The 21,873-nt window shown below is 63.8% G+C and carries 22 protein-coding genes; 6 read left to right on the forward strand and 16 right to left on the reverse strand.

All coding sequences use genetic code 11. The features are described from left to right. Positions 1-148: 148 nt before the first annotated feature. Complete coding sequence (locus AC1DYC_RS26130) at positions 149-2,470, forward strand: PAS domain-containing sensor histidine kinase (RefSeq protein ID WP_477410635.1); 2,322 nt, start codon at positions 149-151, stop codon at positions 2,468-2,470. A 65-nt stretch (positions 2,471-2,535) separates the two neighbouring features. On the opposite strand, the gene AC1DYC_RS26135 is transcribed toward AC1DYC_RS26130, so the two are convergent. The 13 genes from AC1DYC_RS26135 to AC1DYC_RS26195 all read right to left on the reverse strand — a co-directional run bounded on the left by AC1DYC_RS26135 (position 2,536) and on the right by AC1DYC_RS26195 (position 17,298). Next, a complete protein-coding gene (locus tag AC1DYC_RS26135; protein WP_477410636.1) occupies positions 2,536-3,009 on the reverse strand; it encodes an EF-hand domain-containing protein in 474 nt (157 codons plus the stop codon). A gap of 64 nt (positions 3,010-3,073) precedes the next feature. Next, positions 3,074-6,040 (reverse strand): bifunctional [glutamine synthetase] adenylyltransferase/[glutamine synthetase]-adenylyl-L-tyrosine phosphorylase, encoded by a 2,967-nt coding sequence (locus AC1DYC_RS26140; protein ID WP_477410637.1) that lies wholly within the window; start codon positions 6,038-6,040, stop codon positions 3,074-3,076. Continuing rightward, the gene (locus AC1DYC_RS26145) at positions 6,040-7,515 is read right to left on the reverse strand and encodes a sensor histidine kinase (protein ID WP_477410638.1); all 1,476 of its coding nucleotides are present in this window, start codon (positions 7,513-7,515) and stop codon (positions 6,040-6,042) included. The genes AC1DYC_RS26140 and AC1DYC_RS26145 overlap by 1 nt, the downstream gene beginning before the upstream one ends. Positions 7,516-7,522: 7 nt before the next feature. After that, a complete protein-coding gene (locus AC1DYC_RS26150; RefSeq protein WP_023670185.1) occupies positions 7,523-8,197 on the reverse strand; it encodes a response regulator transcription factor in 675 nt (224 codons plus the stop codon). A gap of 257 nt (positions 8,198-8,454) precedes the next feature. Beyond that, complete coding sequence (locus AC1DYC_RS26155) at positions 8,455-10,008, reverse strand: Do family serine endopeptidase (protein ID WP_477410639.1); 1,554 nt, start codon at positions 10,006-10,008, stop codon at positions 8,455-8,457. Positions 10,009-10,132: 124 nt separating this feature from the next. Continuing rightward, positions 10,133-10,600 carry a cytochrome c-type biogenesis protein gene (locus tag AC1DYC_RS26160; protein WP_477302430.1) on the reverse strand — a complete coding sequence of 156 codons (468 nt, stop codon included), beginning with the start codon at positions 10,598-10,600 and terminating at the stop codon, positions 10,133-10,135. Continuing rightward, positions 10,597-12,588 (reverse strand): heme lyase CcmF/NrfE family subunit, encoded by a 1,992-nt coding sequence (locus tag AC1DYC_RS26165; RefSeq protein WP_477410640.1) that lies wholly within the window; start codon positions 12,586-12,588, stop codon positions 10,597-10,599. Before AC1DYC_RS26165 ends, AC1DYC_RS26160 begins: the two co-directional genes overlap by 4 nt. Continuing rightward, positions 12,588-13,031 (reverse strand): cytochrome c maturation protein CcmE, encoded by a 444-nt coding sequence (gene ccmE, locus AC1DYC_RS26170; protein ID WP_477410641.1) that lies wholly within the window; start codon positions 13,029-13,031, stop codon positions 12,588-12,590. The genes AC1DYC_RS26165 and ccmE overlap by 1 nt, the downstream gene beginning before the upstream one ends. Before the next feature lie 3 nt (positions 13,032-13,034). After that, the gene (gene ccmI, locus AC1DYC_RS26175) at positions 13,035-14,174 is read right to left on the reverse strand and encodes a c-type cytochrome biogenesis protein CcmI (protein WP_477410642.1); all 1,140 of its coding nucleotides are present in this window, start codon (positions 14,172-14,174) and stop codon (positions 13,035-13,037) included. 108 nt (positions 14,175-14,282) lie between these two features. Further along, a complete protein-coding gene (locus AC1DYC_RS26180; protein WP_477285787.1) occupies positions 14,283-14,726 on the reverse strand; it encodes a hypothetical protein in 444 nt (147 codons plus the stop codon). 176 nt (positions 14,727-14,902) lie between these two features. Continuing rightward, positions 14,903-16,324 (reverse strand): ATP-binding protein, encoded by a 1,422-nt coding sequence (locus AC1DYC_RS26185; protein ID WP_477410643.1) that lies wholly within the window; start codon positions 16,322-16,324, stop codon positions 14,903-14,905. Beyond that, positions 16,308-16,973, reverse strand: coding sequence for a response regulator transcription factor (locus AC1DYC_RS26190; RefSeq protein ID WP_477410644.1), 666 nt, complete (start codon positions 16,971-16,973; stop codon positions 16,308-16,310). Before AC1DYC_RS26190 ends, AC1DYC_RS26185 begins: the two co-directional genes overlap by 17 nt. A gap of 64 nt (positions 16,974-17,037) precedes the next feature. Further along, positions 17,038-17,298, reverse strand: coding sequence for a hypothetical protein (locus tag AC1DYC_RS26195; protein ID WP_352584879.1), 261 nt, complete (start codon positions 17,296-17,298; stop codon positions 17,038-17,040). Between the two features lie 280 nt (positions 17,299-17,578). Here AC1DYC_RS26195 and AC1DYC_RS26200 point away from each other — a divergent pair, with 280 nt between their 5' ends. Continuing rightward, positions 17,579-17,965 (forward strand): ester cyclase, encoded by a 387-nt coding sequence (locus tag AC1DYC_RS26200; RefSeq protein ID WP_477410645.1) that lies wholly within the window; start codon positions 17,579-17,581, stop codon positions 17,963-17,965. Here the strand turns inward: AC1DYC_RS26200 and AC1DYC_RS26205 are convergent. After that, a complete protein-coding gene (locus tag AC1DYC_RS26205) occupies positions 17,962-18,369 on the reverse strand; it encodes a DUF3168 domain-containing protein (RefSeq protein WP_477302443.1) in 408 nt (135 codons plus the stop codon). The genes AC1DYC_RS26200 and AC1DYC_RS26205 overlap by 4 nt on opposite strands. A gap of 280 nt (positions 18,370-18,649) precedes the next feature. On the opposite strand from AC1DYC_RS26205, the gene AC1DYC_RS26210 reads away from it, so the two are divergent. Together AC1DYC_RS26210 and AC1DYC_RS26215 are read left to right on the forward strand one after the other, a co-directional pair. Further along, positions 18,650-18,865: a hypothetical protein gene (locus AC1DYC_RS26210; RefSeq protein WP_477302445.1), complete on the forward strand. Its 216-nt coding sequence runs from the start codon at positions 18,650-18,652 to the stop codon at positions 18,863-18,865. A gap of 7 nt (positions 18,866-18,872) precedes the next feature. Beyond that, positions 18,873-19,064, forward strand: a complete 192-nt coding sequence (locus tag AC1DYC_RS26215; RefSeq protein ID WP_477302447.1) for a hypothetical protein — start codon at positions 18,873-18,875, stop codon at positions 19,062-19,064. A gap of 23 nt (positions 19,065-19,087) precedes the next feature. Here AC1DYC_RS26215 and AC1DYC_RS26220 read toward each other — a convergent pair whose 3' ends face one another. Both AC1DYC_RS26220 and AC1DYC_RS26225 read right to left on the reverse strand, forming a co-directional pair. After that, the gene (locus AC1DYC_RS26220; protein ID WP_352584873.1) at positions 19,088-19,354 is read right to left on the reverse strand and encodes a DUF1488 family protein; all 267 of its coding nucleotides are present in this window, start codon (positions 19,352-19,354) and stop codon (positions 19,088-19,090) included. Then, positions 19,351-19,614, reverse strand: a complete 264-nt coding sequence (locus AC1DYC_RS26225; protein WP_477302449.1) for a hypothetical protein — start codon at positions 19,612-19,614, stop codon at positions 19,351-19,353. Before AC1DYC_RS26225 ends, AC1DYC_RS26220 begins: the two co-directional genes overlap by 4 nt. A gap of 248 nt (positions 19,615-19,862) precedes the next feature. Here AC1DYC_RS26225 and AC1DYC_RS26230 point away from each other — a divergent pair, with 248 nt between their 5' ends. Beyond that, positions 19,863-20,177 (forward strand): co-chaperone GroES, encoded by a 315-nt coding sequence (locus AC1DYC_RS26230; protein WP_019859661.1) that lies wholly within the window; start codon positions 19,863-19,865, stop codon positions 20,175-20,177. A 61-nt stretch (positions 20,178-20,238) separates the two neighbouring features. Next, a complete protein-coding gene (groL, locus tag AC1DYC_RS26235; RefSeq protein ID WP_477410646.1) occupies positions 20,239-21,867 on the forward strand; it encodes a chaperonin GroEL in 1,629 nt (542 codons plus the stop codon). Positions 21,868-21,873: the final 6 nt, after the last annotated feature.

The raw sequence follows: 21,873 nt of genomic DNA on the forward strand, positions 1-21,873 counted from the left end.
AGACCAACAATGCGTTATTTCAATCAATTTTTAATGTTTTTCGCCCGCGCCACTGGACAAGGCGAATCACCTTTGATTCTTTACAGACGATTCGGACGTGCGGTGTTGCCGGATCGTCAAGCGTACGGAAATTCGGGGAGTGCCATTTATGGCCAAGGCGGACGCGTGGGGCGCGCCCGAAGGGACGGCTTTTGAGCGGCGCAAGGCGCGAGGCGACGGCCTCGCCGGCAACACGCGGCTCATCGCTGAACCAGCCTACCGGCGGCTCCTGGCTGCCGAACCCCTTCTGCGTCGCTCGATACCGGCGCTCATCATCATCTTCCTGATCGTCATTGCTGCATTGCGCGTCCTGTCGCTGATGAACGAGCGCGACGAGGTCGAGCGCGACGTCAAGGCGGTGCTGGGTCTGGCCGCCGGCCAGATGGCAAATGCAATATCGGCCGACCCGAACGCGGCATCCAACGGCGCCATCGACCTGCTGGAAAGCACCAGCCGCCAGGGCGCCATGGGCAGAAGCCATGTGCTTGTCATCACCGACAGCGCCTTCAAGATCATTGCCGTGTCGCCGCTGTCGACCGGCTGGCAGGGGCGGTCGCTCGACAGCCTGGTGCTGGGCGGCCAGCCGCTGTTCATGTTCGGCGACCGCGCCGGGGTCATGGATGTCAGCATCGGCGGGCAGGACTGGTATGCTGCCGTCAGCCTGACCCGGGACCGCAAGAACGCCGCCGCGGTGCTCGTGCCGCAGGAAGCCGTGTTCGACAGCTGGCGCAAAACCGTGTCGCTCAACGTCACACTGTTCGTGCTGACGGCCGGCGTGCTGATCATCATCCTCTACGCCTATTTCGGCCAGGCATCGCGCGCCCAGACGGCCGACCGCATCTATCTCGAAGCCCATCAACGCATCGACATGGCGCTGGTGCGCGGCCGCTGCGGCCTGTGGGACTGGGACATGGTGCGCGGCAAGATGTACTGGTCGCGCTCGATGTACGACATGCTGGGTTACGAGCCCTGCAACTCGATGCTGTCGTTCGGTGAGGTCGATGACATCATCCACCCCGAGGACGGCGACCTGTTCGAGCTGGCCAACAAAATCGTCGAGCGCGAGATCGACCATATCGACCAGGTGTTCCGCATGCGCCACGCCGACGGCCAGTGGGTGTGGATGCGCGCCAGGGCGCAGGTGATCGACCCGGAAGCGCCCGAGATCCAGCTGATCGGCATTGCAGTCGACGTTACCGAACAGCGGCATCTGGCGTTGCGCTCCGAGGCGGCCGACCTGCGGCTCAGAACCGCGATCGAAAACATCAACGAATCCTTCGTGCTGTGGGATGCCGCCCAGCACCTGATCATGTGCAATTCCAAATACCAGAAGGACAACGGCCTGTCGGACCGCGACGTCATGCCGGGTGCGGCACGCGCCGTGCTTGAGGAGCGCATGCTGGCCTTCGCCTCGGAACGCCGGCTGGCCAACACCAACGGGCCGCAAGGCGGCGCGACCTTCGAGCGGCAGCTCTCCGACGGCCGCTGGCTTCAGGTCAACGAATTGAGGACCAGGGATGGCGGCACCGTCTCGGTCGGCTCCGACATCACCCAGATCAAACTGCACCAGGAGAAGCTGGTCGACAGCGAGCGCCGGCTGATGGCGACCATCCACGACCTCAGCCTCGCCCGCCGGGCCGAGGAGGAACGCGCCAAGGAACTGGTCGAACTCAACCGCAAATACATGAAGGAAACCGAGCGCGCCGAGGCCGCCAACCGGGCCAAGTCCGAATTCCTAGCCAACATGTCGCATGAGCTGCGCACGCCGCTCAACGCCATCATCGGCTTCTCCGAATTGATGGAACAGGGCCTGTTCGGGCCGCTCGGTTCGCCGCGCTACGAGGAATATGCCAACGACATCAACGGCAGCGGCAAATATCTGCTGGGCGTCATCAACGACATACTCGACATGTCGAAGATCGAAGCCGGCCAGTTCTCGATGGACCGCGAGGAGATCGATCTCTGTCCGCTGATCCGCGAGACGGTCCGCGTCATCTCGCTGCAGGCGGCGGAGAAATCGATCACGGTCGAAACCCGCATCGCCGATACGATGACCCTGTTCGCCGATCGCCGGGCGATCAAGCAGATCGCCATCAACCTTCTGTCGAATGCGGTAAAATTCACCGGCCAGGGCGGCCACATCTCGGTGCGTGCCCGCAATACTTCAGGCGCGCTGGTGCTGACCATCGAGGACAATGGTTGCGGCATTCCGAAGGAAGCGCTGAGCAAGCTCGGGCGGCCGTTCGAACAGGTGCAGAACCAGTTTTCCAAGAACCACGCCGGCTCCGGCCTTGGCCTCGCTATCTCGCGCTCACTGGCCGAGTTGCAGGGCGGCGCGCTGAAAATCCGCTCGACCGAAGGCGTCGGCACCATCGTATCGGTGCGCATTCCGGTGAAGAAGGCGGCGCCGGCGGTGAAGGCTGCGGCCTAGTTTTTCATCGTGGCCAAACCGTGCAGAATCCGGCGGCCTTGCCGCCGGACCCAGATCACTCAACCTCACTGCATGCTGTCGTCGCCGCCGTCCCATTGGCGGTGGCGGCCCATGCGGCCGCTCTTCGGCAGTTCGTTGCGCTCGATCTTGCCGTCATTGTTGCGGTCGAGCATGGCGAACACTTTCTTCTCGCGCCCGGTGATGTCGTCGGTGGTCAGCGTGCCGTCACCCTTGGTGTCGTAGCGGGCGACGATTCGCTTGGCCATTTCTTCGAAACGCGCCTTCTCCAGCGCGTCGGCGAGCTGGGCGACGGTGAGCTTGCCGCCATTGTCGGCGACCAGCTTCTTGAGCCGTGCGTTCATGACGTCGGAAAACTGATCGAAGCTGATGGTGCCGTTGGAATCCTTCATCGCCTTGTCGAGGCGCATCATCGTGTCCTCGCGCATTCTGGCGCTATGATTGTTTTCGGCATAGGCGGTGGTGCCGACGGCGCCGGCGAGCGCGACGAAGGCAAGGGCAAGTCCGGTTGTCTTTCTCATTGATATCTCCTGTTGCATCGTCACCCCCGATGCGATCCGAAACAGCCGTCAGCGCTTCACGCCCTCACGACCCTTTCGTACGAAGCAAAAGGTCGAAGTCCTTTCTGACCTTTTGCGACGTCTCCTTGAGATGTGCTTCCAGCACACCGAAATCCGGCAGGTCAGTCACCGCCAGAAGCAGATCTGACAATCCCGGCGGAACGTCGTCGCGTTCGAATGCGCCGGTAAGGCAAAGCCGCGTCATCTGGGTCAGCGCCAGATAGAGTTGATAGGCTTCGCAAAGCTCTTGCCTGACATCTGCGTCGGCGAAATCCGGCGTCAGATGCGACAGGATTTCGCCGGTCGCTGTCACCCTGTTGCCGGCTTCAACCTGGCCGGTGATGACGGCCACTTGCGCAATGAATTCGAGGTCGATGAGGCCGCCAGGGATCAGCTTGATGTCCCAGAGATCGCGCGGTGATTTTTCCTTCTCGATCAGCGCGCGCATCTCGGTTGCCTCGGCCCGCACCTTGGCAGCGTCGCGCGGCAGGGCCAAAAGTTTGGCCACCTCGACTTCAACCTCGAAGCACAGTGCGGCGTCACCGCCGATGGCACGGGCGCGGGCCAACGCCATGTGCTCCCAGGTCCAGGCTTCCTGACGCTGGTACTTCTTGAAGGCGTCGACATGGGTGGCGACCGGCCCCTTGTTGCCGGATGGCCGCAAGCGCAGGTCGAGCTCGTAGAGAACGCCCTCGGCGGTCGGCGCTGAGACAGCCGCGATCAACCGCTGCGTCATCCTGGTGTAGTAGTGCGACGGCGCCAGCGGCTTGTGGCCGTCGGATTCCTCGGCATCGGCGTCGTGATCGTAAAGCAGGATGAGGTCGACGTCCGAGCCGGCGGTAAGCTCACGGCTGCCGAGCTTGCCCATGCCGAGCAGCGAAACCGTGCCGCCGGCGATGCGGCCGTGGCGCAGTGCGAATTCGGCCGTCACCGCTTGCAGTGCGGCGTCGATGGTGAGGTCGGCGAGGTCGGAAAAGGCACGGCCGGCACGGCTGGGGCTGATTGAGCCGGCGAGCAGGCGCACGCCGATCAGGAACTTCTGCTCGGAGGCAAAGATGCGCAGACGGTCGAGCACGTCCTCATAGGCCCTGTCACCTTCGATGAAAGCCGCCAGCCTTGCGGACAGATAGGCGCGATTGGGCAATTCGTTCAGCAGCGCCGGATCGAGCAGGCCGTCGAAGACATGCGGACGCTTGGTGATGATCGCCGCCAGCCGGGGTGCGGCGCCCATGATGGTCGCCATCAGTTTCAGCAGAGCGGGGTTCGACTGCAGCAGCGAAAACAGCTGGATGCCGGCCGGCAGACCGGCGAGGAATTCGTCGAAGCGCACCAACGCCTCGTCGGCCCGGCGCGTCTGGCCGAAGGCTTTGAGCAGCGCCGGTGTCAGTTCGGTCAGACGCTCGCGCGCCTCGGCCGACTGGGTGACGCGGTAGCGGCCGAAATGCCAGCCGCGGATGACGCGGCAGATGTCGCTCGGCCGCTTGAAGCCGAGGCCGTGCAAGGTGCGCAGCGTGTCGGGATCGTCGACATCGCCGGTAAAGACCAGATTGCCGACGCCGGCCGACAGTTCCGGCGCGGTTTCAAACAGCGCCGCGTAATGGCGCTCGACTTCATGCAAAGCAGCGCGAAAAGTTTCGGAAAATTTGGCGGCATCGGCAAAGCCCAGCATTTGGGCGATGCGCTCCAGCCCCTCATCATCGTCGGGCAGGATATGCGTCTGCTCGTCGGCGACCATCTGAATGGCATGTTCGACGCGGCGCAGAAACCAGTATTGGCGGGTGAGCGTGTCGCGAGCGTCGGCGGTGATCCAGTTGCGCGCCGCCAGAGCACCCAGCATCGGCACGGTCTCGCGGCCACGCAACTCGGGAAAGCGTCCGCCGGCGATCAGTTGCTGGGTCTGGACGAAGAACTCGATCTCGCGAATGCCACCGCGACCGAGCTTGACGTTGTGGCCCTTCACCGCGATTTCGCCATGGCCCTTGTGGGCATGGATCTGGCGCTTGATCGAATGGACGTCGGCGATCGCCGCATAGTCCATGTATTTACGCCAGACATAGGGCTGCAACTCCCGCAGAAACGCCTCGCCGGCTGCGAGATCGCCGGCCACCGGGCGCGCCTTGATCATGGCGGCACGCTCCCAGTTCTGGCCGCGCGCCTCATAGTAGCGGAGCGCCGCCTCGACCGGGATCGCCAGCGGCGTCGAGCCGGGGTCAGGCCGCAGCCTGAGGTCGGTGCGGAAGACATAGCCGTGCTCGGTGCGGTCCTGCAGGATGCGGACCAGCCTGCGGGTGAGGCGCGCAAACAGGTCGGTGGCATCGAGCGGATCGACGATCGCCGGCGCCTCGGGATCAAAGAAGACGACGAGATCGATGTCGGAGGAAAAATTCAGTTCATGGGCGCCGAGCTTGCCCATGCCGAGCAGAATCCAGCCGGACTGCTGAGACGGCTTTTCGGGATCCGGCAGTTTGAGCTTGCCCTGGCTGTGCGCCTCGCGCAGCAGGAAGTCGACGGCAGCACGGCTGCAGGCGTCGGCGAGATCGCTGAGACGCCTGACCGTCAGCGATGTCTCGGCCTCGCCGGCGAGATCGGCGAGCGCGATCAGGAAGTGAGCTTCCCCCTTCCACTGCCTGAGCTCCATCATCAGGCTCGATTCCGAGACGGTCTCGGCAAAGGCGGCCTTGCCGATGGCGTCGCTAATGCTGGTCAGCCTGGCCTCGACACTGGCATCGAACAGCGCATCGAGAATTTGCGGCCGGCGGCGCGCGACATCGCGCAGGAAGGGCGAGAGGTCGAAGACGGCAGCGAGAAAATCCTGGGCGGCGCCCTTGCCCGCTAGGAATTTCGCCAGCCGCGGCAGGTTCTCGTCCTCGGCGTCGCCAGCGATCTCCGACAGTTCACGCCGGGCGCGGCTCTCGTCCAGCGGCGCAAGTTGCGCCGCCAGCTGCAGCTGCCATTCCGTCTCGATCCGCGTCTCGGCCATCCTCACCGCCATCAGTGATCCTCCCGCACGGGGAAACTCATGATAACGGACAATCCGGGATTGGCAGGCAGAAGTTCAAGCCGGCCATTGTGGAACGTCATGATCGCCTTGGCGAGGCTCAGGCCGAGGCCCGAACCCGGCTGCGAGCGGCTCTTTTCCAGTCGCACGAAGCGCTCGGTCGCCCTGGCACGGTCGGCATCATCGGGAATGCCATGGCCGTTGTCGGCAACGGAAAGCCGGATGTCATGACCGACGCGCTGCAGCGTCACGCGCACGGCCGGCTTTTCAGCTGCGTCGGTTGAATATTTGATGGCGTTGTCGACGATGTTCGACAGCGCCTGGCCAATCAGCTCGCGGTTGCCATTAACTGTGAAGTCCCCTTCCACGGCGGTTTCGAGCGCCACGCCCGCTTCCTCCGCCACAGGCTCGTAAAGCTCGACGACATCGTGCACGGCGGCGGCGAGATCGACTTTGCCGGTGCTTTCCGAGGAATAGCCCGCCTCCAGCCTTGAGATCATCAGGATGGCGTTGAAGGTTTTTATCAACTGGTCGGACTCGGCGATGGTGCCTTCCAGCGCCTGCCGGTAGTCGGTGGTCTTGTGCTTGCCCGAAAGCGTGGCCTCAGCGCGATTGCGCAGTCGGGTCAGCGGCGTCTTCAAATCGTGGGCGATGTTGTCGGAGACCTGCTTCAGGCCTTCGTTCAGCGTCGCGATCCTGGCCAGCATGGTGTTCAGGTTTTCCGACAGGCGGTCGAACTCGTCGCCGGCGCCGGTCACCGGCAGGCGTCCCGTGAGATCGCCGCCCATGATGCGGCGGCTCGCTTCCGAGACGCTGTCGATGCGCTTCAGCGCCGCGCGGCCGACAAAGAACCAGATCAGCAGCCCGCCCAGCCCCATCATGCCCAGCGCCAGCATCAAGGCGCGACGGATGACGGCGCGGAAGCGCTCGGGTTCGCCGAGGTCGCGGCCGACAAGCATGATCATCTGGTTGGGCAACCTGAGCACCAGCGCGATGGCGTTGTGACCCTTCTCGCCTTCCACCTGAACTTCGGGCTCGCCGGGCTGCGTCCCGTTGGGGTCGGCAGCCTGATTGCGCTGCCGCTCAAGCTCGCCTTCGCCGAAGCGGCGGTAGGAGAACGGCTCGGTCGTCCAGCCATCGGTCTCGAGCACACCCGGCTCCAGGCTCTGCACATTGCCAGTGAGGATCTGGCCGTTGGCGTCCGCGATCAGATAGAGGTTGGCGCCGGGCTGGCGCGAACGCTGCTCGACCACGCGCACCAGCACCGGCAGACCGCCGCGCTGATAGGCTCGCGCCAGGCCGAGCACCTCGTCATTGATCGTCTGCTGGGTCTGGCCGGTCAGCATGCGCGCCGACAGCGACGTCATGTAGAAGACCAGCAGCACGGCGCACAGCGCGAAAAGCAGGAAATAAAGCGCCGAAAGCCGCGCCGCCGTCGTCCTCATGATGGCCGGCAGGGAAAGGGCCATTGGCGTTCTAGCCGCTCTTCAGCATATAGCCGGCGCCGCGCACGGTGTGCAGGATCGGCTTGTCGAAACCCTTCTCGATCTTACCGCGCAGCCGCGAGACATGCACGTCGATGACGTTGGTCTGCGGGTCGAAATGGTAGTCCCAGACATTTTCGAGCAGCATGGTGCGCGTCACCACCTGGCCGGCGTGGCGCATCAGATATTCGAGCAGGCGGAATTCGCGCGGCTGCAGCGTGATCTCGCGCGCGGCGCGCTTGACGGAATGAGAGAGACGGTCGAGCTCAAGATCGCCGACCCGGTAGACGGTTTCGGCTTCCCTGGCGCTGGCGCGGCGGTTCAGCACCTCGACGCGGGCGAGCAATTCGGAAAAGGCGTAGGGTTTGGTCAGATAGTCGTCGCCGCCGGCGCGCAAGCCGGTGACGCGGTCGTCGACCTCGCCCAGCGCCGACAGGATCAGCACCGGCGTGGTGTTGCCGCGCGAGCGCAGGCCGGCGATCACGGAAAGCCCATCGCGGCGCGGCATCATGCGGTCGACGACCATCACGTCATAGTCGCCGGCATCGGCAAGCGCGAAGCCGGTTTCGCCGTCGCCGGCGACATGGGCGGTGTGCCCGGCCTCGGCAAAGGCCTTCTGCATATAGTCGGCCGCCTCGCGATCGTCTTCTATGACGAGAATCTTCATAGAGCCGTTATACGCGATTTCGCCGGAAGATTGAGGGGCCGCCATGAGCGTGAAAGCTTTCGTTCAAGCATGTCGTTTGTCCCAAAACTGCCGTGCACTTTTGGGCGACATGCTTTGCTGTTAGAGCGGCAGCGGGCGATGGGGGCCCGCTGCCGCCGGGGGCAGAACACGATGACTGACTAACGCGTTCGGCCCCTTGCTTTTCCGTGCGGCGGCTCGGGGGTGTTGAAACCGCCGCACTGGAAAAGTGTTCGATGTCAGCCCTTGGCGACCGGCAGCGCGACGAAGCGGTTCGAGTCGTCGCGGGTGATCTGCATCAGCACCGCCTTGCGGCCGGACTTGACCGCATCGGCCATCGCCTTGGCGACATCCTCGGTGCCGTTCACCTCCGTCGAATTGACCGAGGTGATGACATCGCCGGGCTGGATGCCACGGTCGGCGGCATCGCTGTCGGGGTCGACATCGGTGACCACCAGGCCCTTGCCGTTTTCCGACTTGGTGACAGTGAGCCCGAGATCGGCCAGCGCGGCCGGCTTTGCCGGGGCTGCGGGCTGCTGCGGGTCGGCAGAGGCCTGCTTATCGCTCGAAGGCAGGGTGCCGAGATCGACCTTGATCGTCTGGCTCTTGCCGTCGCGCCACACCGTGACGTCAACCGACTTGCCGGGCGAATAGGCGCCGATCAGACGGGCCAGTTCCTTCGGAGAGGCAACGTCCTTGCCTTCGACCTGGGTGATCACGTCGCCGGCGGTGATGCCGGCCTTCTTGCCGGGACCGCCGTCCTGGGCGCTGGAAACCAGGGCACCGTTCTGCGACTTCAAGCCCAGCGATTCCGCGATATCCGAGGTGACCGGCTGGATTTCGACGCCGAGCCAACCACGCTGCACCGAGCCGCTCTTCATCAGGTCCTGCACGACCTGCTTGGCGGTCGAGGCCGGAATGTCGAAGGCGATACCGACGCTGCCACCCGAGGGCGAGAAGATCGCCGTGTTGATGCCGACGACCTGGCCGTTGAGGTTGAAGGTCGGGCCGCCCGAATTGCCGCGGTTGACCGAAGCGTCGATCTGGATGAAGTCGTCATAGGGACCGGCGCCGATGTCGCGGCCACGGGCCGAGACGATGCCGGCGGTGACAGTGCCGCCGAGGCCGAACGGATTGCCGACGGCAACCACCCAATCACCGACGCGAACCTTGGAATCATCGGCGAAGTCGACATAGGTAAACTTGCCGACGCCATCGACCTTGAGCACGGCCAGATCGGTGCGCGGATCGGTGCCGATCAGCTTGGCGTCGAGTTCCTTGCCGTCATTCATCACCACGGTGAAGGCCGAGCCTTCCTCGACGACATGATTGTTGGTGACGAGATAGCCGTCGTCGGAGATGAAGAAGCCGGAGCCCTGCGCCACCGGGCGCGGCTGGTCGTTGTTGTGGTCGCGATGGCTGAAGCGACGGTTGCCGCCGCCCTGGCCGTTCTGATCGCCAAAGCCGCGGAATTGCTTGAAGAACTGGCGCAGCTGCGGGTTGTCCGGCATGTTGTTGAAGCCGTCCGGATCGTCGGACTGGTCGGAACCGTCATCGGCGGCAGGTTCGATCTTGGCCTTGACCTTGACGCTGACCACGGCGGGCGAAACGCGCTCGACGACATCGGCAAAGCCCGGCACCTGCGGTGCTTCGACCCGCACGGCATCAGCCAGAACGGGGGCCGTGCCGGTGGCAACGGCACCGAAGCCGATGGCGCCGGCAATGGCCAGCGAACCGGCGGCGGCCAACAGGCGCTTGCGGGTGCGGGAATATGAATTGGGGGCAATAGACATGGATCTGTATCCTCTTTTTTCACTGGATGCGGCTCAGGCAGAGCATCCTCGGACAAGAGGAATAGAGAGGCGCACATTACGGCGCCATTTCCGAAGCATGAAAGTTTTGTAATGTTGGCGCTGTTCAGTCGCGCCGCAGGATGGTGTCCAGCGCCGCCTGTTCCTCGGCGCTTAGCGCCTTGGTTGCCAGCGAGCGGCGGGAGCGCGTGGTCGCCACGATGAAAATGCCGCCGACCAGAAGCAGCAACACCGGCGTGCCCCACAGCAAGGCGTTGCGCGGGCTGAAGCGCGGCTTCAACAGCACGAACTCGCCGTAACGCGACACGATGTAGTCCATCACCTGCTGGTCGGTATCGCCGGCGACCAGGCGCTGGCGCACCAGGATGCGCAGGTCGCGGGCAAGGTCTGCATCGGATTCGTCGATCGACTGGTTTTGGCAGACCATGCAGCGCAGGCCTTCCGACAGGAGCCGCGCCCTCGCCTCCAGCGCGGGATCGGCGAGAACCTCGTCCGGTTTCACCGCTTGCGCTGCGCCGGCAAACAGCAGCGCCAGCAGCAGAATGAGCGAGGCCAGCGAGAATCTGGTGCTCACGGCACGCCTGCCGATGGCATGGCAGCTGCCTGCTTGCGGCGGCGCGAGGGCGCACCGACGCGCAGGCGACGGTCGAGCAGAGACATCGCCGCCCCCGCCATCATCACCAGAGCACCGCCCCAGATCAGCGTCACCAGTGGCTTCCACCACAGGCGCACCACGACCGAACCATCGGTGCCTTCGTCGCCCAACGACAGATAGAGCTGGCTGAATCCAAGCGTCTCGATGCCGGATTCGGTCGTCGTCGTCTGCCGCACCGGAAAGAATCGCTTGGCCGAGGTGATTTCCGCCGAAACGCCGCCATCGGCGCCGATCAGGGAAAAGCGGCCGCGCTGCTCGTTGTAGTTCGGGCCTTGCGCCGGGAAAAGGCCCTCGAAACGCAGCGTGTGGCCGGACAGTTCGACGCTTTCGCCGGGATGCATCGACAGGATTTTCTCGGTGCCGAAGCACAGCGTGCCGACAATGCCGAGCGTCGTCAGCCCGAGTCCGAGATGGGCAAGGGCGGTGCCGAACACCGAACGCGGCAGGCCGGCGAAACGGCGCAGCATGATGGCCGGTGCCACCGAGCCAAAGCCGGACTTGATTGCAAGGTCGGTGAGCGCGCCGCAGACCAGCCAGCAGGCAAGGCCGACGCCAAGAGCGGCGAACACCGACGCGCCGTCGATGAACAGGCCGGTGACCAGCATCGCCACCAAGGCTGCGGCGAAGGCCGCCATCAGGCGCTGGGCGACGGCATAGAGGTCACCGCGCTTCCAGGCGAGCAGCGGCCCGAACGGAACCACGACCAGCAGCGGCACCATCAGCGGGCCGAATGTCAGGTTGAAGAACGGTGCGCCGACCGAGATCTTACCGGCAGAAAGCGCCTCGACCGCCAGCGGATAGAGCGTGCCGACCAGCACGGTGGCGGTGGCGGTGGTCAGGAACAGATTGTTGAGCACCAGCGCGCCTTCGCGCGAGATCGGGTGGAACAGGCCACCGGCCGTCAGCCTGGAGGCGCGCAGCGCAAACAGCGCCAGCGAACCGCCGATGAACAGCGTCAAGATGCATAGGATGAAGATGCCGCGAGTCGGGTCGGTGGCGAAGGCATGCACCGAGGTCAGCACGCCGGAGCGCACCAGGAAGGTGCCGAGCAGCGATAGCGAGAAGGTCAGGATGGCGAGCAGCAGCGTCCAGATCTTGAGCGCCGAGCGCTTTTCCATGACGATCGCCGAGTGCAGCAAGGCCGTGCCGGCCAGCCACGGCATGAAGGAGGCGTTCTCGACCGGGTCCCAGAACCAGAAGCCGCCCCAGCCGAGCTCGTAGTAGGCCCAGTAGGAGCCCATGGCGATGCCGCCGGTCAAAAACATCCAGGCGACCAGCGTCCATGGCCGCACCCAGCGCGCCCAGGACGCATCGATGCGGCCTTCGATGAGGGCCGCGACGGAGAAAGAGAAGCAGATGGAGAAGCCGACATAGCCGAGATAGAGCAGCGGCGGGTGGATGGCGAGGCCGAGGTCCTGCAGGACCGGGTTGAGGTCGCGGCCCTCGATCGGTGCCGGATTGAGCCGGATGAACGGATTGGACGTCGCCAGGATGAACAGGAAGAAGGTGGCGCCGATCGCCCCTTGCACGGCCAGCACATTGGCCCGCAGCGTTGCCGGCAGATTGGAGCCGAAGACGGCGACCAGCGCGCCGAAGAAGGTCAGGATCAGGACCCAGAGCAGCATCGAGCCTTCGTGATTGCCCCAGGTTCCGGTGATCTTGTAGATCAGCGGCTGCAGCGAATGCGAGTTTTCCCACACACTGGCCACCGAGAAATCGGAGGCGGCATAGGCTCCGGCCAATGCGGCGAACGATAAAGCCGTGAGCGCGAAACCGGTGACCGTGACCGGGCCGCCGACAGCCATCAGCCGCTGGTTACCGGTGCGGGCGCCGATGAGCGGCACCAGCGTCTGCACCAGCGACAGCGCGAAAGCGAGGACAAGCGCGAAATGTCCGGTCTCAACCATCACTCACTCTTGCTTTCCTGCCACACACCCTTGGCTTTCAGGCCGTCGGCCACTTCCTTGGGCATGTAGCGTTCGTCGTGCTTGGCCAGCACGCTGTCGGCGAGGAAGACGCCGTCCGCGCCGAAGCTGCCTTCGGTGATGACGCCCTGCTCCTCGCGGAACAGGTCGGGCAGGATGCCGGTATAGGTGACCTTGACCGATTTGTGCGTGTCGGTCACCGAAAACGCAACGGTTGCGCCCTGCCCGCGAACGACCGTGCCCTTTTCGACGAGGCCGCCCAGCCTGATGCGCTGGCCCGGCTGCAGGCTGGCTGTGGTCAGATCGGCAGGCATATAGAAATACGAGGCCTTTTGGCCGAGCGCGTAGAAGGTCAGCCCGGTGGCGGCGCCGAGAAAGGCCAGTCCTCCGACAATCACCGACAATCGCTTCTGCTTGCGCGTCATGCCCTACTCCGTCGCCGTCAGGCCGAGCGAGGCGGCAAAGGCGGTGAATTTCTTCGCTTCCTCACTGTCGGCGCCAAACACGGCAATACCGCGATGCAGCGCGTCGCGCGCCTGGTCGGCCTTGCCCAGCACCACATAGGAACGAATGAGCCGCATCCATCCTTCCGTGTCACGCGGATTTTGTCGCAGTTTTTCGTCGAGACCGGCGACCATCGTGTCGATCATGGCCTTCCTGTCCTGCGGCGCCATCGACGTGGCAGCATCGACGGCTGCGGCATCGGGGCCTTTCGCGGGCTCTCCTGACGCGACGCTGCGGTTGGCAGCCTCGGCCAACGCCTGTTGGACAGCGCCTCGCCAGGGCGAATCCGGCGGCAGGAGCCCGAGCATTTTCTGCCAGGCGGCGGTCGCCTCTGTCAGGCGGCCTTCCTGCGCCAGCGCCATGGCCAGATAGAAGGACGCCTTCGGGTTTGCCGGGTCGAGCTTCAATGCCTGCTCGAAAGCTGATTGGGCGTCAGCCGAAACGATGCCGCCGGCGGCATTGGCGATCGCTTCGCCGAGACCGGCCTCGCGGGCAGCGGTGTCGCCATCGAGGCGGATGGCGTTGCGATAGGCGGTCACGGCATCGGAAAAGCGCTGCAGGCGCAGATAGATCGGGGCCAGCACGTCCCATCCCCTGCCGTCGGACGGATTGGCGGCAAGATGGGCCTCGGCGCGCGCCACCAGCTCATCGACAGAGGAGTCGGCCGGGTTCTTGGCCAGCCGCTCGGCAAGCGGCTGTGACGGCAAATCGGGCGAACCGAGCTGGCTGTACAGGCCCCAGCTGAGCAGCGGGACCACCAGCACCGCTGACGTCGCCACCAGCCTGGCCGCCCGCGACGCCTGCCGCGCGCCAGGCTGATCGACTTGACCGACATTTCCCAGGCGAAGGATGCGGCGGGCGATTTCGGCGCGCGCCTCCTCGGCTTCCGCCGGCTGGATCAGGCCGCGCGTAGCGTCACGCTCGAGCTCGGCCAATTGGTCGCGATAGACTTCGAGGTCGTGGTCGCCGGCAGTCGACGCGCCTTTCGAGCCACCGGCCAGCGGCAGCAGCACCGCCAAGCTGGCGCCGAGCGTTAGGATTGCGGCTATGACCCAGAACAGCATCTTTTCATCCAATACCGGCAGAGCCCTGCTCTGCCAACATGGGCATCCTGCGACGCTTTGACGGCGTGGTCGTTGACCGACGTCAACCGGACCCGATCCGGTGGACCATCAGGTCAGCGGCGTCCAGCTGCCGTCGGCGTTGCGGCAGGCGGTGCCACGCGCGGTCTGGCCGGCCGTGCCGGTGAACACTGTATGGGTGTACTGGCGGCAGTCCTGTGAGCCGACGCGATAGGGTTGGGCCGCGACGACTTCGCCAGAATGGGCCGAACTGTCGCTCTTCCACGTCACCTTCTGGCCGCTCGCCGTGTATTCGAGCGCCTTGTATTCCGCCTCGAGCGCCTTGCGCTTCTCGGTCTCGCTCAGGCCGCTGCCGATCGATCCGCCGACGAGCCCGCCGGCCATGGCCGAGATGATCGTCGTCGCGACTTTAGCCCCTGAAGGAGGCGACGCAGGGGGGTTGGTGATGGAGATATCCGGGCCGCCGCCCTTGCTCAGGGTTCCGCAGCCGGAGAGAGCGAGCAGTGCGGAAACGAGCGCAACGCGAATCTTCATGCCTACAACCAGTTTTCTTGAACGGGATGCGCTGGGGGGCCGCGTCATCGGGGATATCTGGAGGCCATACTATTGATATTTGTCGGAAATTTGGCCGTTTTTAACGGCTTTTGTGCAATCGATGGGCCGCCATAACACAGGCATTCGGCCATGTCGATTGGCTCCCGGGAAGAGCATCATGGAAGGCTGCGCAGGCGCACCACCGCCTTCAACCCGCCCATGGCGGAGCGGTCCAGCGCAAGCGCGCCGCCATATTCGTTGACGAGGTCGGCAACAATGGCAAGTCCGAGCCCGGTGCCCGGCTTGGTCTCGTCGAGGCGCCGGCCGCGTTTCAGCGCATCGCGCGCCTTGTCCTCGGGAATGCCTGGACCGTCATCCTCAATTGCGATCTCGAACAAGCCGGCGGCGCCGGCCGGCGTGACGGACACGGCGACAGTGCTCTTTGCCCATTTCATCGCATTGTCGAGGAGATTGCCAAGCAGTTCCTCAAGATCTTCGCGCTCGCCGGCAAAGACGATGTCGGCCGCCGGCAAGGCAAGCGACAGGCTGACATCAGGCTTGAGCTTCTGCAGCACGCGCACCATGCGCTGGACCAACGGCGTCACCGGCGTGCGGTAGACGACGCTGTCGCGCTGCGCCGCGACCCTCGCCCGCTGCAGATAGTGATCGACCTGCTTCTGCATCGAGGCGGCCTGGTCGGCAATGAGCTGGCCCTTGGCGCCGCCCAGCGCCCGCCCCTCGTTGATCAGCACGGCGAGCGGCGTCTTCAGCGAATGGGCAAGGTTGCCGACTTGCGTGCGTGAGCGTTCGACGATGCGCTTGTTGTTTTCGATCAGAGCGTTGGTCTCGTTGGCAAGCGGTTCGATCTCGGCGGGGAACTGGCCGTCGAGCCGTTGCGCCGTGCCCTCGCGGACCATGGCAAGCGCGTTGCGGACCCGGCGCAAGGGCTGCAGGCCGAGCAGGATGGCGATGGCGTTGATGGCGATCATGCCGACGCCGAACAGGCTGAGATAGGTCAAGAGGCGACGCTGGAAGGTGGCGATCTCCTGCTCGAGCTCGGTCTTGTTGCCCATGACGCGGAAGCGCGCGGCGCGGTTTTTGGCGTCGAGAACGAATTCGCTTTCGAACACTTGCAGTTCCTCGTCACCGATGCCGTCGGTGGAATAGCTGCGCTGGAAACTGGAATTGAACGGCACCTCGGCGACGGTCGGCGACGGGATCGTCGTGGTCATCGAGGATGAATGAAGGTTGCCATGCACGCCTTCGGAAGCCGGCTCCACAGACCAGTACCAGCCCGAATTCGGCTCCGAGAAGCGCAGGTCGCCGAGGTCGGGAGCGCCGGTGAGCTGGCCGGATTCGGAAACGCCGACGGAGCCGATCAGGTTGAACAGATGCGCCGACAAAAGGCTGTCGAAGCCACGCTCGCTGGCCTGGCGGTAGAGCGTGGTGATCAGGGTGAAGATGACGATCAGGGTGAGGATCGCCCAGATCGTCGAAAAGCCGATGACGCGGAAGGCCAGCGAACGCGGCCAGAGCCGTGCCGAAAAGGGCTTCCTTGCTGGTATGGGGAGCGGTTCCGCCTTACGCCTCCGGCTCACGCATGCGATAGCCCATACCGCGCACGGTTTCGATCATGTCGATGCCCATCTTCTTGCGCAGCCGGCCGACAAACACCTCGATGGTGTTGGAATCGCGGTCGAAATCCTGGTCGTAGAGATGCTCGACCAGTTCGGTGCGCGACACCACCTCGCCCATATGGTGCATCAGATAGGCAAGCAGGCGGAACTCATGCGAGGTCAGTTTCAGCGGCTGGCCGTCGACATCGGCCTTGGAGGCCTTGGTGTCGAGACGCAGCGGCCCGCAGGTGAGCTCGGACGAGGCATGGCCGGCGGCGCGCCGGATCAACGCCCTCACCCTGGCCAGCACCTCCTCGATGTGGAACGGCTTGGTGACGTAGTCGTCGGCGCCGGCATCGATGCCCGACACCTTGTCGCTCCAGCGGTCGCGCGCGGTCAGGATCAGCACCGGCATCTTGCGGCCGTTGCGGCGCCAGCGCTCGACGACGCTGATGCCGTCCATCTGCGGCAGGCCGATGTCGAGCACGACGGCGTCGTAGGGTTCGGTGTCGCCGAGGAAATGGCCGTCCTCGCCGTCATAGGCGCGGTCGACGACATAGCCGGCATCGACCAGCGCGTCGGCCAGTTGTCGGTTGAGATCCTTGTCATCTTCGACGACGAGTACGCGCATGATCGGTCAGGCCTGTTGATGTCTCAGATATAGGCCGATTCCGACGGCCTGGGAAACAAGGGGGTTAGTTCGCCGGGACGACGATCTCGGAGCGGCGCGGACGCTGGCCGTCCTTGCCAGGCACCAGAACGACGATGACGCAGACCTCCTGGCCGCCCCGCGTCGACTGCGAAGCCTTGGCCAGTGTGCCGCCATTCTGCTCGGCAACCTGCTGACCGATCGCGTAGCAATCGGCCGCGGCCGCCGGCGTCGCCTGCGACGCCAACACCCCGGCGATGCCAAGCGCCAGTGTCGCGGTTCTGAAATGAGAGCGAAGCGTTTTCATGGTCAGCGTTGTAACGCAACTGTGCTGAACGTGAAATGAACGGTGAACGGTTGAAAATCCATCCCCGCAATCCCCCTGCGCGCGAAACGAATGAATGCAATCATGCCGCCCAGATCCCCTCAGACCGGGCGTGCGATTCATAGCCGGAAAACCGGCAGCGCGGTTATGTTTTTTGCCAGCTGGTTCTCAAGTCGCAGGTGGATTGGGAACAGCTCAAGGCGCGACCATTCTCAGCGACGCCCTAATTGGCGTAGGAAACGCCAAACCATCGGAGTGCGCCATGACGGATAATGACCTTGCCGACCTCTACCGGGGCTACATCGCCTGCCTGAATGCCCAGGACTGGGCCAATCTCGGAAAGTTTGTTGGCAATGAAGTTCAGCACAATGGCGAAATGCTCGGCCTGTCAGGCTATCGCCGCATGCTCGAAGGCGATTTCGCGGCCATTCCCGATCTCAGTTTCAACATCGAACTGCTGGTCTGCCAGCCGCCGCGCGTGGCGGCGCGCCTGCATTTCGACTGTCATCCCAAGGGAATGCTGTTCGGCCTGCCGGTGAACGGCAAGCGCGTGACGTTCGCCGAGAATGTTTTCTACGAATTCGCAGACGCTCGCATTCGCGAGGTGTGGTCGGTCATCGACAAGGCCGAAATCCAGGCGCAGATTTAGGTCGCGCTTTGCGTGATGGCGCGTATCCGCAGCACCCCGTGATGGAGCGCCAGGTCCTCGTCGTAGCGCGCCTCGGCGAATTCCAGCGACAGGCGGGTCTGGTCGCGCGAGCCGGTGGCGAATGCAGCGCCGTCGAGGCGCGCCCGGATGCTGTCCATGATCAGACGCGTCTCGGCCTCGCCTTGCGCCTTCGACCAGACATGCAGCGTGATCAGCTGATCGTCATCATTGTCGGCGCCGGTGTCGAGATCGAACGCGCTGGTCCGGCCATAGGTGACATAGGGAAAGGCGGCACTGTCGGCCGCCTGCTCGCGCAACCCGGCGCCGCCGAGCAGCGCCGTCAGCGAGGCGTCGCTTTTCAATCTCATGAACAGGGCTTGCAGCAAATCGCCGGGCGCCGTCATCGTCGTCTCCGTTCGCCTGTCACGCCTAAGAGCATGATGTCATCCGAAAACCGCTTCACACTTTTCGGCATCATGCTCTGGAACAAACCTCATGCTCGCCGGCAGTTTCGCGCGCAACCTAACTGCGTTGCGTCGGTTTCGCCAGATGACAACCGGCCCGACGCGGTTGCGAATCGGGCGGCATGGCCGGTTCACGGACCGGTTTCTATTTGGCATGCAGGGAGTTTCAAGAAGGGTGTTATGAGGAGGCCTGTTTTCTCCGACAATTCGAGGTCATTTCATGCGAACGCCATCGCTGCTGCCGGCTTTTGGAAAGCTTGGCGTCAAGCCCCCGGTCGCGATTGCGGCAGCGCCCACCCCGTCGAAGGGCATGAATGCCATGGCTTTGCGGATGCGGGAGGTTCTTTCCGTGCATGGCGGCCTGGTCTTGAAGCTGTCGGTGCTGGCCTGGACAATCCTGATCCTGGCGGCGGCATTTTTTATGTCAAAGGCCTGACGCCGAGATGGCAAACCGCTACGCCTTGCGCATGGACGAGCCTGACAGCTGGACCATCTTCGACATCTTCACCGGCCAGCCTGTCGAGCTCAAGCATCAGGTCATGGTCGGCATGACTGTGCGCGATGCGGAAGCGATGGCCGACCGCCTGAACAGCCGGGACGCCAAGCGGCGAGCAAAAGCCGACCGCAAATCCTGATCCAGGTTGATCGCCGCCGGGAGCTAGCTGAAGTCCGCGGCGGTGAGCACATAGATGCTCTTGCGGGTGCGGGCATAAGCCTTGCTGGCAATGTCATGGATGGACCTTGACGCCGTATCGAAAGCCGCCAGATAGGTGGCTTCCGCGGTCGCCGTCCCCGACGGCGCCTTCGAGATGGCATCGGCGGCGACAGAGAAGGAAATCTGGAACATGCCGTCATGGCCGACAAAGCGGATGCGCTTGCCGGCCTCGTCATAGCTGCGGCTTGGATTGGGGAATGTCAGGCTCATGACTTGGCTCCCTTCGGTGCGGCGGCAGCCTTCTTGACTGTCGCCCGCTTCTTCTTCGGTGTCGGGTTCAGGGCTTCCTCAATGCGGTCGGCCTCTTCCTTGGCCAGGCGCAATCCCCTGAGCCTTGCGGTCTTGATCTCCCTGGCTCTGGCCTCGGATACGTAATCGGAGGTCGCCTTGTTGCGCTCGGCCGTCTTCTTCTGCTTGTCCATGAAGCGGGCCTCAGCTTTTTCCATGATACTCTGATTGCCGTCGGCCATCGCTTAAATCTCCCTGGTGCCTGAAACCGTTGAAACGAAACTTTCCAGATAAATAGTCGCTTTGGCGCGGAAATTCAATTTTTTGAATTATTTAGACGGAGCGCGATATCTGGAAATCCGCAGGCCACATAATACTTTTTAATATTTTGGATTGCCCGCGAATAATTTTTGGCACTCCTATCTATCGAGTGCCAACGCGCCTATAAGAGCGGTGTGGCCGCCTGTGCAGGCCCCAGAAAGAAGTTCTCATGAAGTTTCGGCCACTCCACGACCGCGTCGTCATCCGGCGCGCCGAAGGCGATACCAAATCCAAGGGCGGCATCATCATTCCCGACAATGCCAAGGAAAAGCCGCAGGAAGGCGAAGTCATCGCCGTCGGCCCCGGCGCTCGTGACGAAAACGGCGCGCTTGTTCCGCTCGACGTCAAGGCAGGCGACCTGATCCTGTTCGGCAAATGGTCCGGCACAGAGGTCAAGATCGACGGCGAGGACCTTCTGATCATGAAGGAAGCCGACATCATGGGCGTGATCGAGAAGAGCGTCGAAGCCAAGAAGGCTGCCTGATTGGCGCGCTGCGCGGTCCGCGCGGCGAAAGGTCCACTCCAAATACGAACTGGATGAAAAAATGTCTGCCAAGGAAATCAAATTCTCCACCGACGCGCGCGACCGCATGCTGCGCGGCGTCGAGATCCTCAACAATGCGGTGAAGGTCACGCTCGGCCCCAAGGGCCGCAACGTCATCATCGACAAGGCCTATGGCGCGCCGCGCATCACCAAGGACGGCGTCACCGTCGCCAAGGAAATCGAGCTTGCCGACAAGTTCGAGAACATGGGCGCGCAGATGGTGCGCGAAGTGGCTTCGAAGACCAATGACCTCGCCGGTGACGGCACCACCACCGCCACGGTGCTGGCCGCCTCGATCCTGCGCGAAGGCGCCAAGCTGGTTGCCGCCGGCATGAACCCGATGGATCTCAAGCGCGGCATCGACCAGGCTGTCGCCGCCGTGGTCAAGGACATCAAGGCGAAAGCCAAGAAGGTCAAGTCCTCGGCCGAGATCGCGCAGGTCGGCACCATCGCCGCCAATGGCGACGCCACCGTCGGCGCCATGATCGCCAAGGCGATGGACAAGGTCGGCAATGACGGCGTCATCACCGTCGAGGAGGCCAAGACCGCCGACACCGAGCTCGACGTCGTCGAAGGCATGCAGTTCGACCGTGGCTATCTCTCACCCTATTTCGTCACCAATGCCGACAAGATGCGTGTCGAGCTGGAAGAGCCCTACGTCCTCATCCACGAGAAGAAGCTCGGCAATCTGCAGGCAATGCTGCCGATCCTCGAAGCGGTGGTGCAGAGCGGCAGGCCGCTGCTGATCATTTCGGAGGACGTCGAAGGCGAAGCTTTGGCGACGCTGGTCGTCAACAAATTGCGCGGCGGCCTCAAGGTCGCGGCCGTCAAGGCGCCCGGCTTCGGCGACCGCCGCAAGGCGATGCTGGAAGACATCGCCGTGCTGACATCGGGCCAGATGATTTCCGAGGATCTCGGCATCAAGCTCGAAAACGTCACCATCGAGATGCTCGGCCGCGCCAAGCGCGTGCTGATCGAGAAGGACACCACGACCATCATCGACGGCGCCGGCACCAAGGCCACCATCCAGGCGCGCATCGCCCAGATAAAGGGCCAGATCGAGGAGACGACGTCCGACTATGACAAGGAGAAGCTGCAGGAGCGGCTGGCCAAGCTTGCCGGCGGCGTTGCCGTCATCCGCGTCGGCGGCGTCACCGAGTCGGAAGTGAAGGAAAAGAAGGACCGCATCGACGACGCGCTGAACGCAACGCGCGCGGCGGTCGAAGAAGGCATCGTGCCCGGCGGCGGCGTGGCCCTGCTGCGTGCCAGATCGGCGCTTACCGGCCTCACCGGCGCCAATGACGATGTGACGGCGGGCATTTCGATTGTGCTTCGCGCGCTCGAAGCGCCGATCCGCCAGATCGCCGAGAATTCCGGCGTCGAAGGCTCGATCGTCGTCGGCAAGCTCTCCGACAGCAAGGACCACAATCAGGGCTTTGACGCCCAGAACGAGGTCTATGTCGACATGATCAAGGCGGGCATCGTCGATCCGGCGAAAGTGGTGCGCACCGCACTGCAGGATGCCGGCTCGATCGCAGCGCTTCTGATCACCGCCGAAGCGATGATCACTGACATCCCGGCCAAGGATGCAGCACCTGCGGGCAACGGCGGCGGCATGGGCGGTTACTGACCACCC

This window comes from Mesorhizobium sp. P2_E7 (assembly GCF_056403855.1).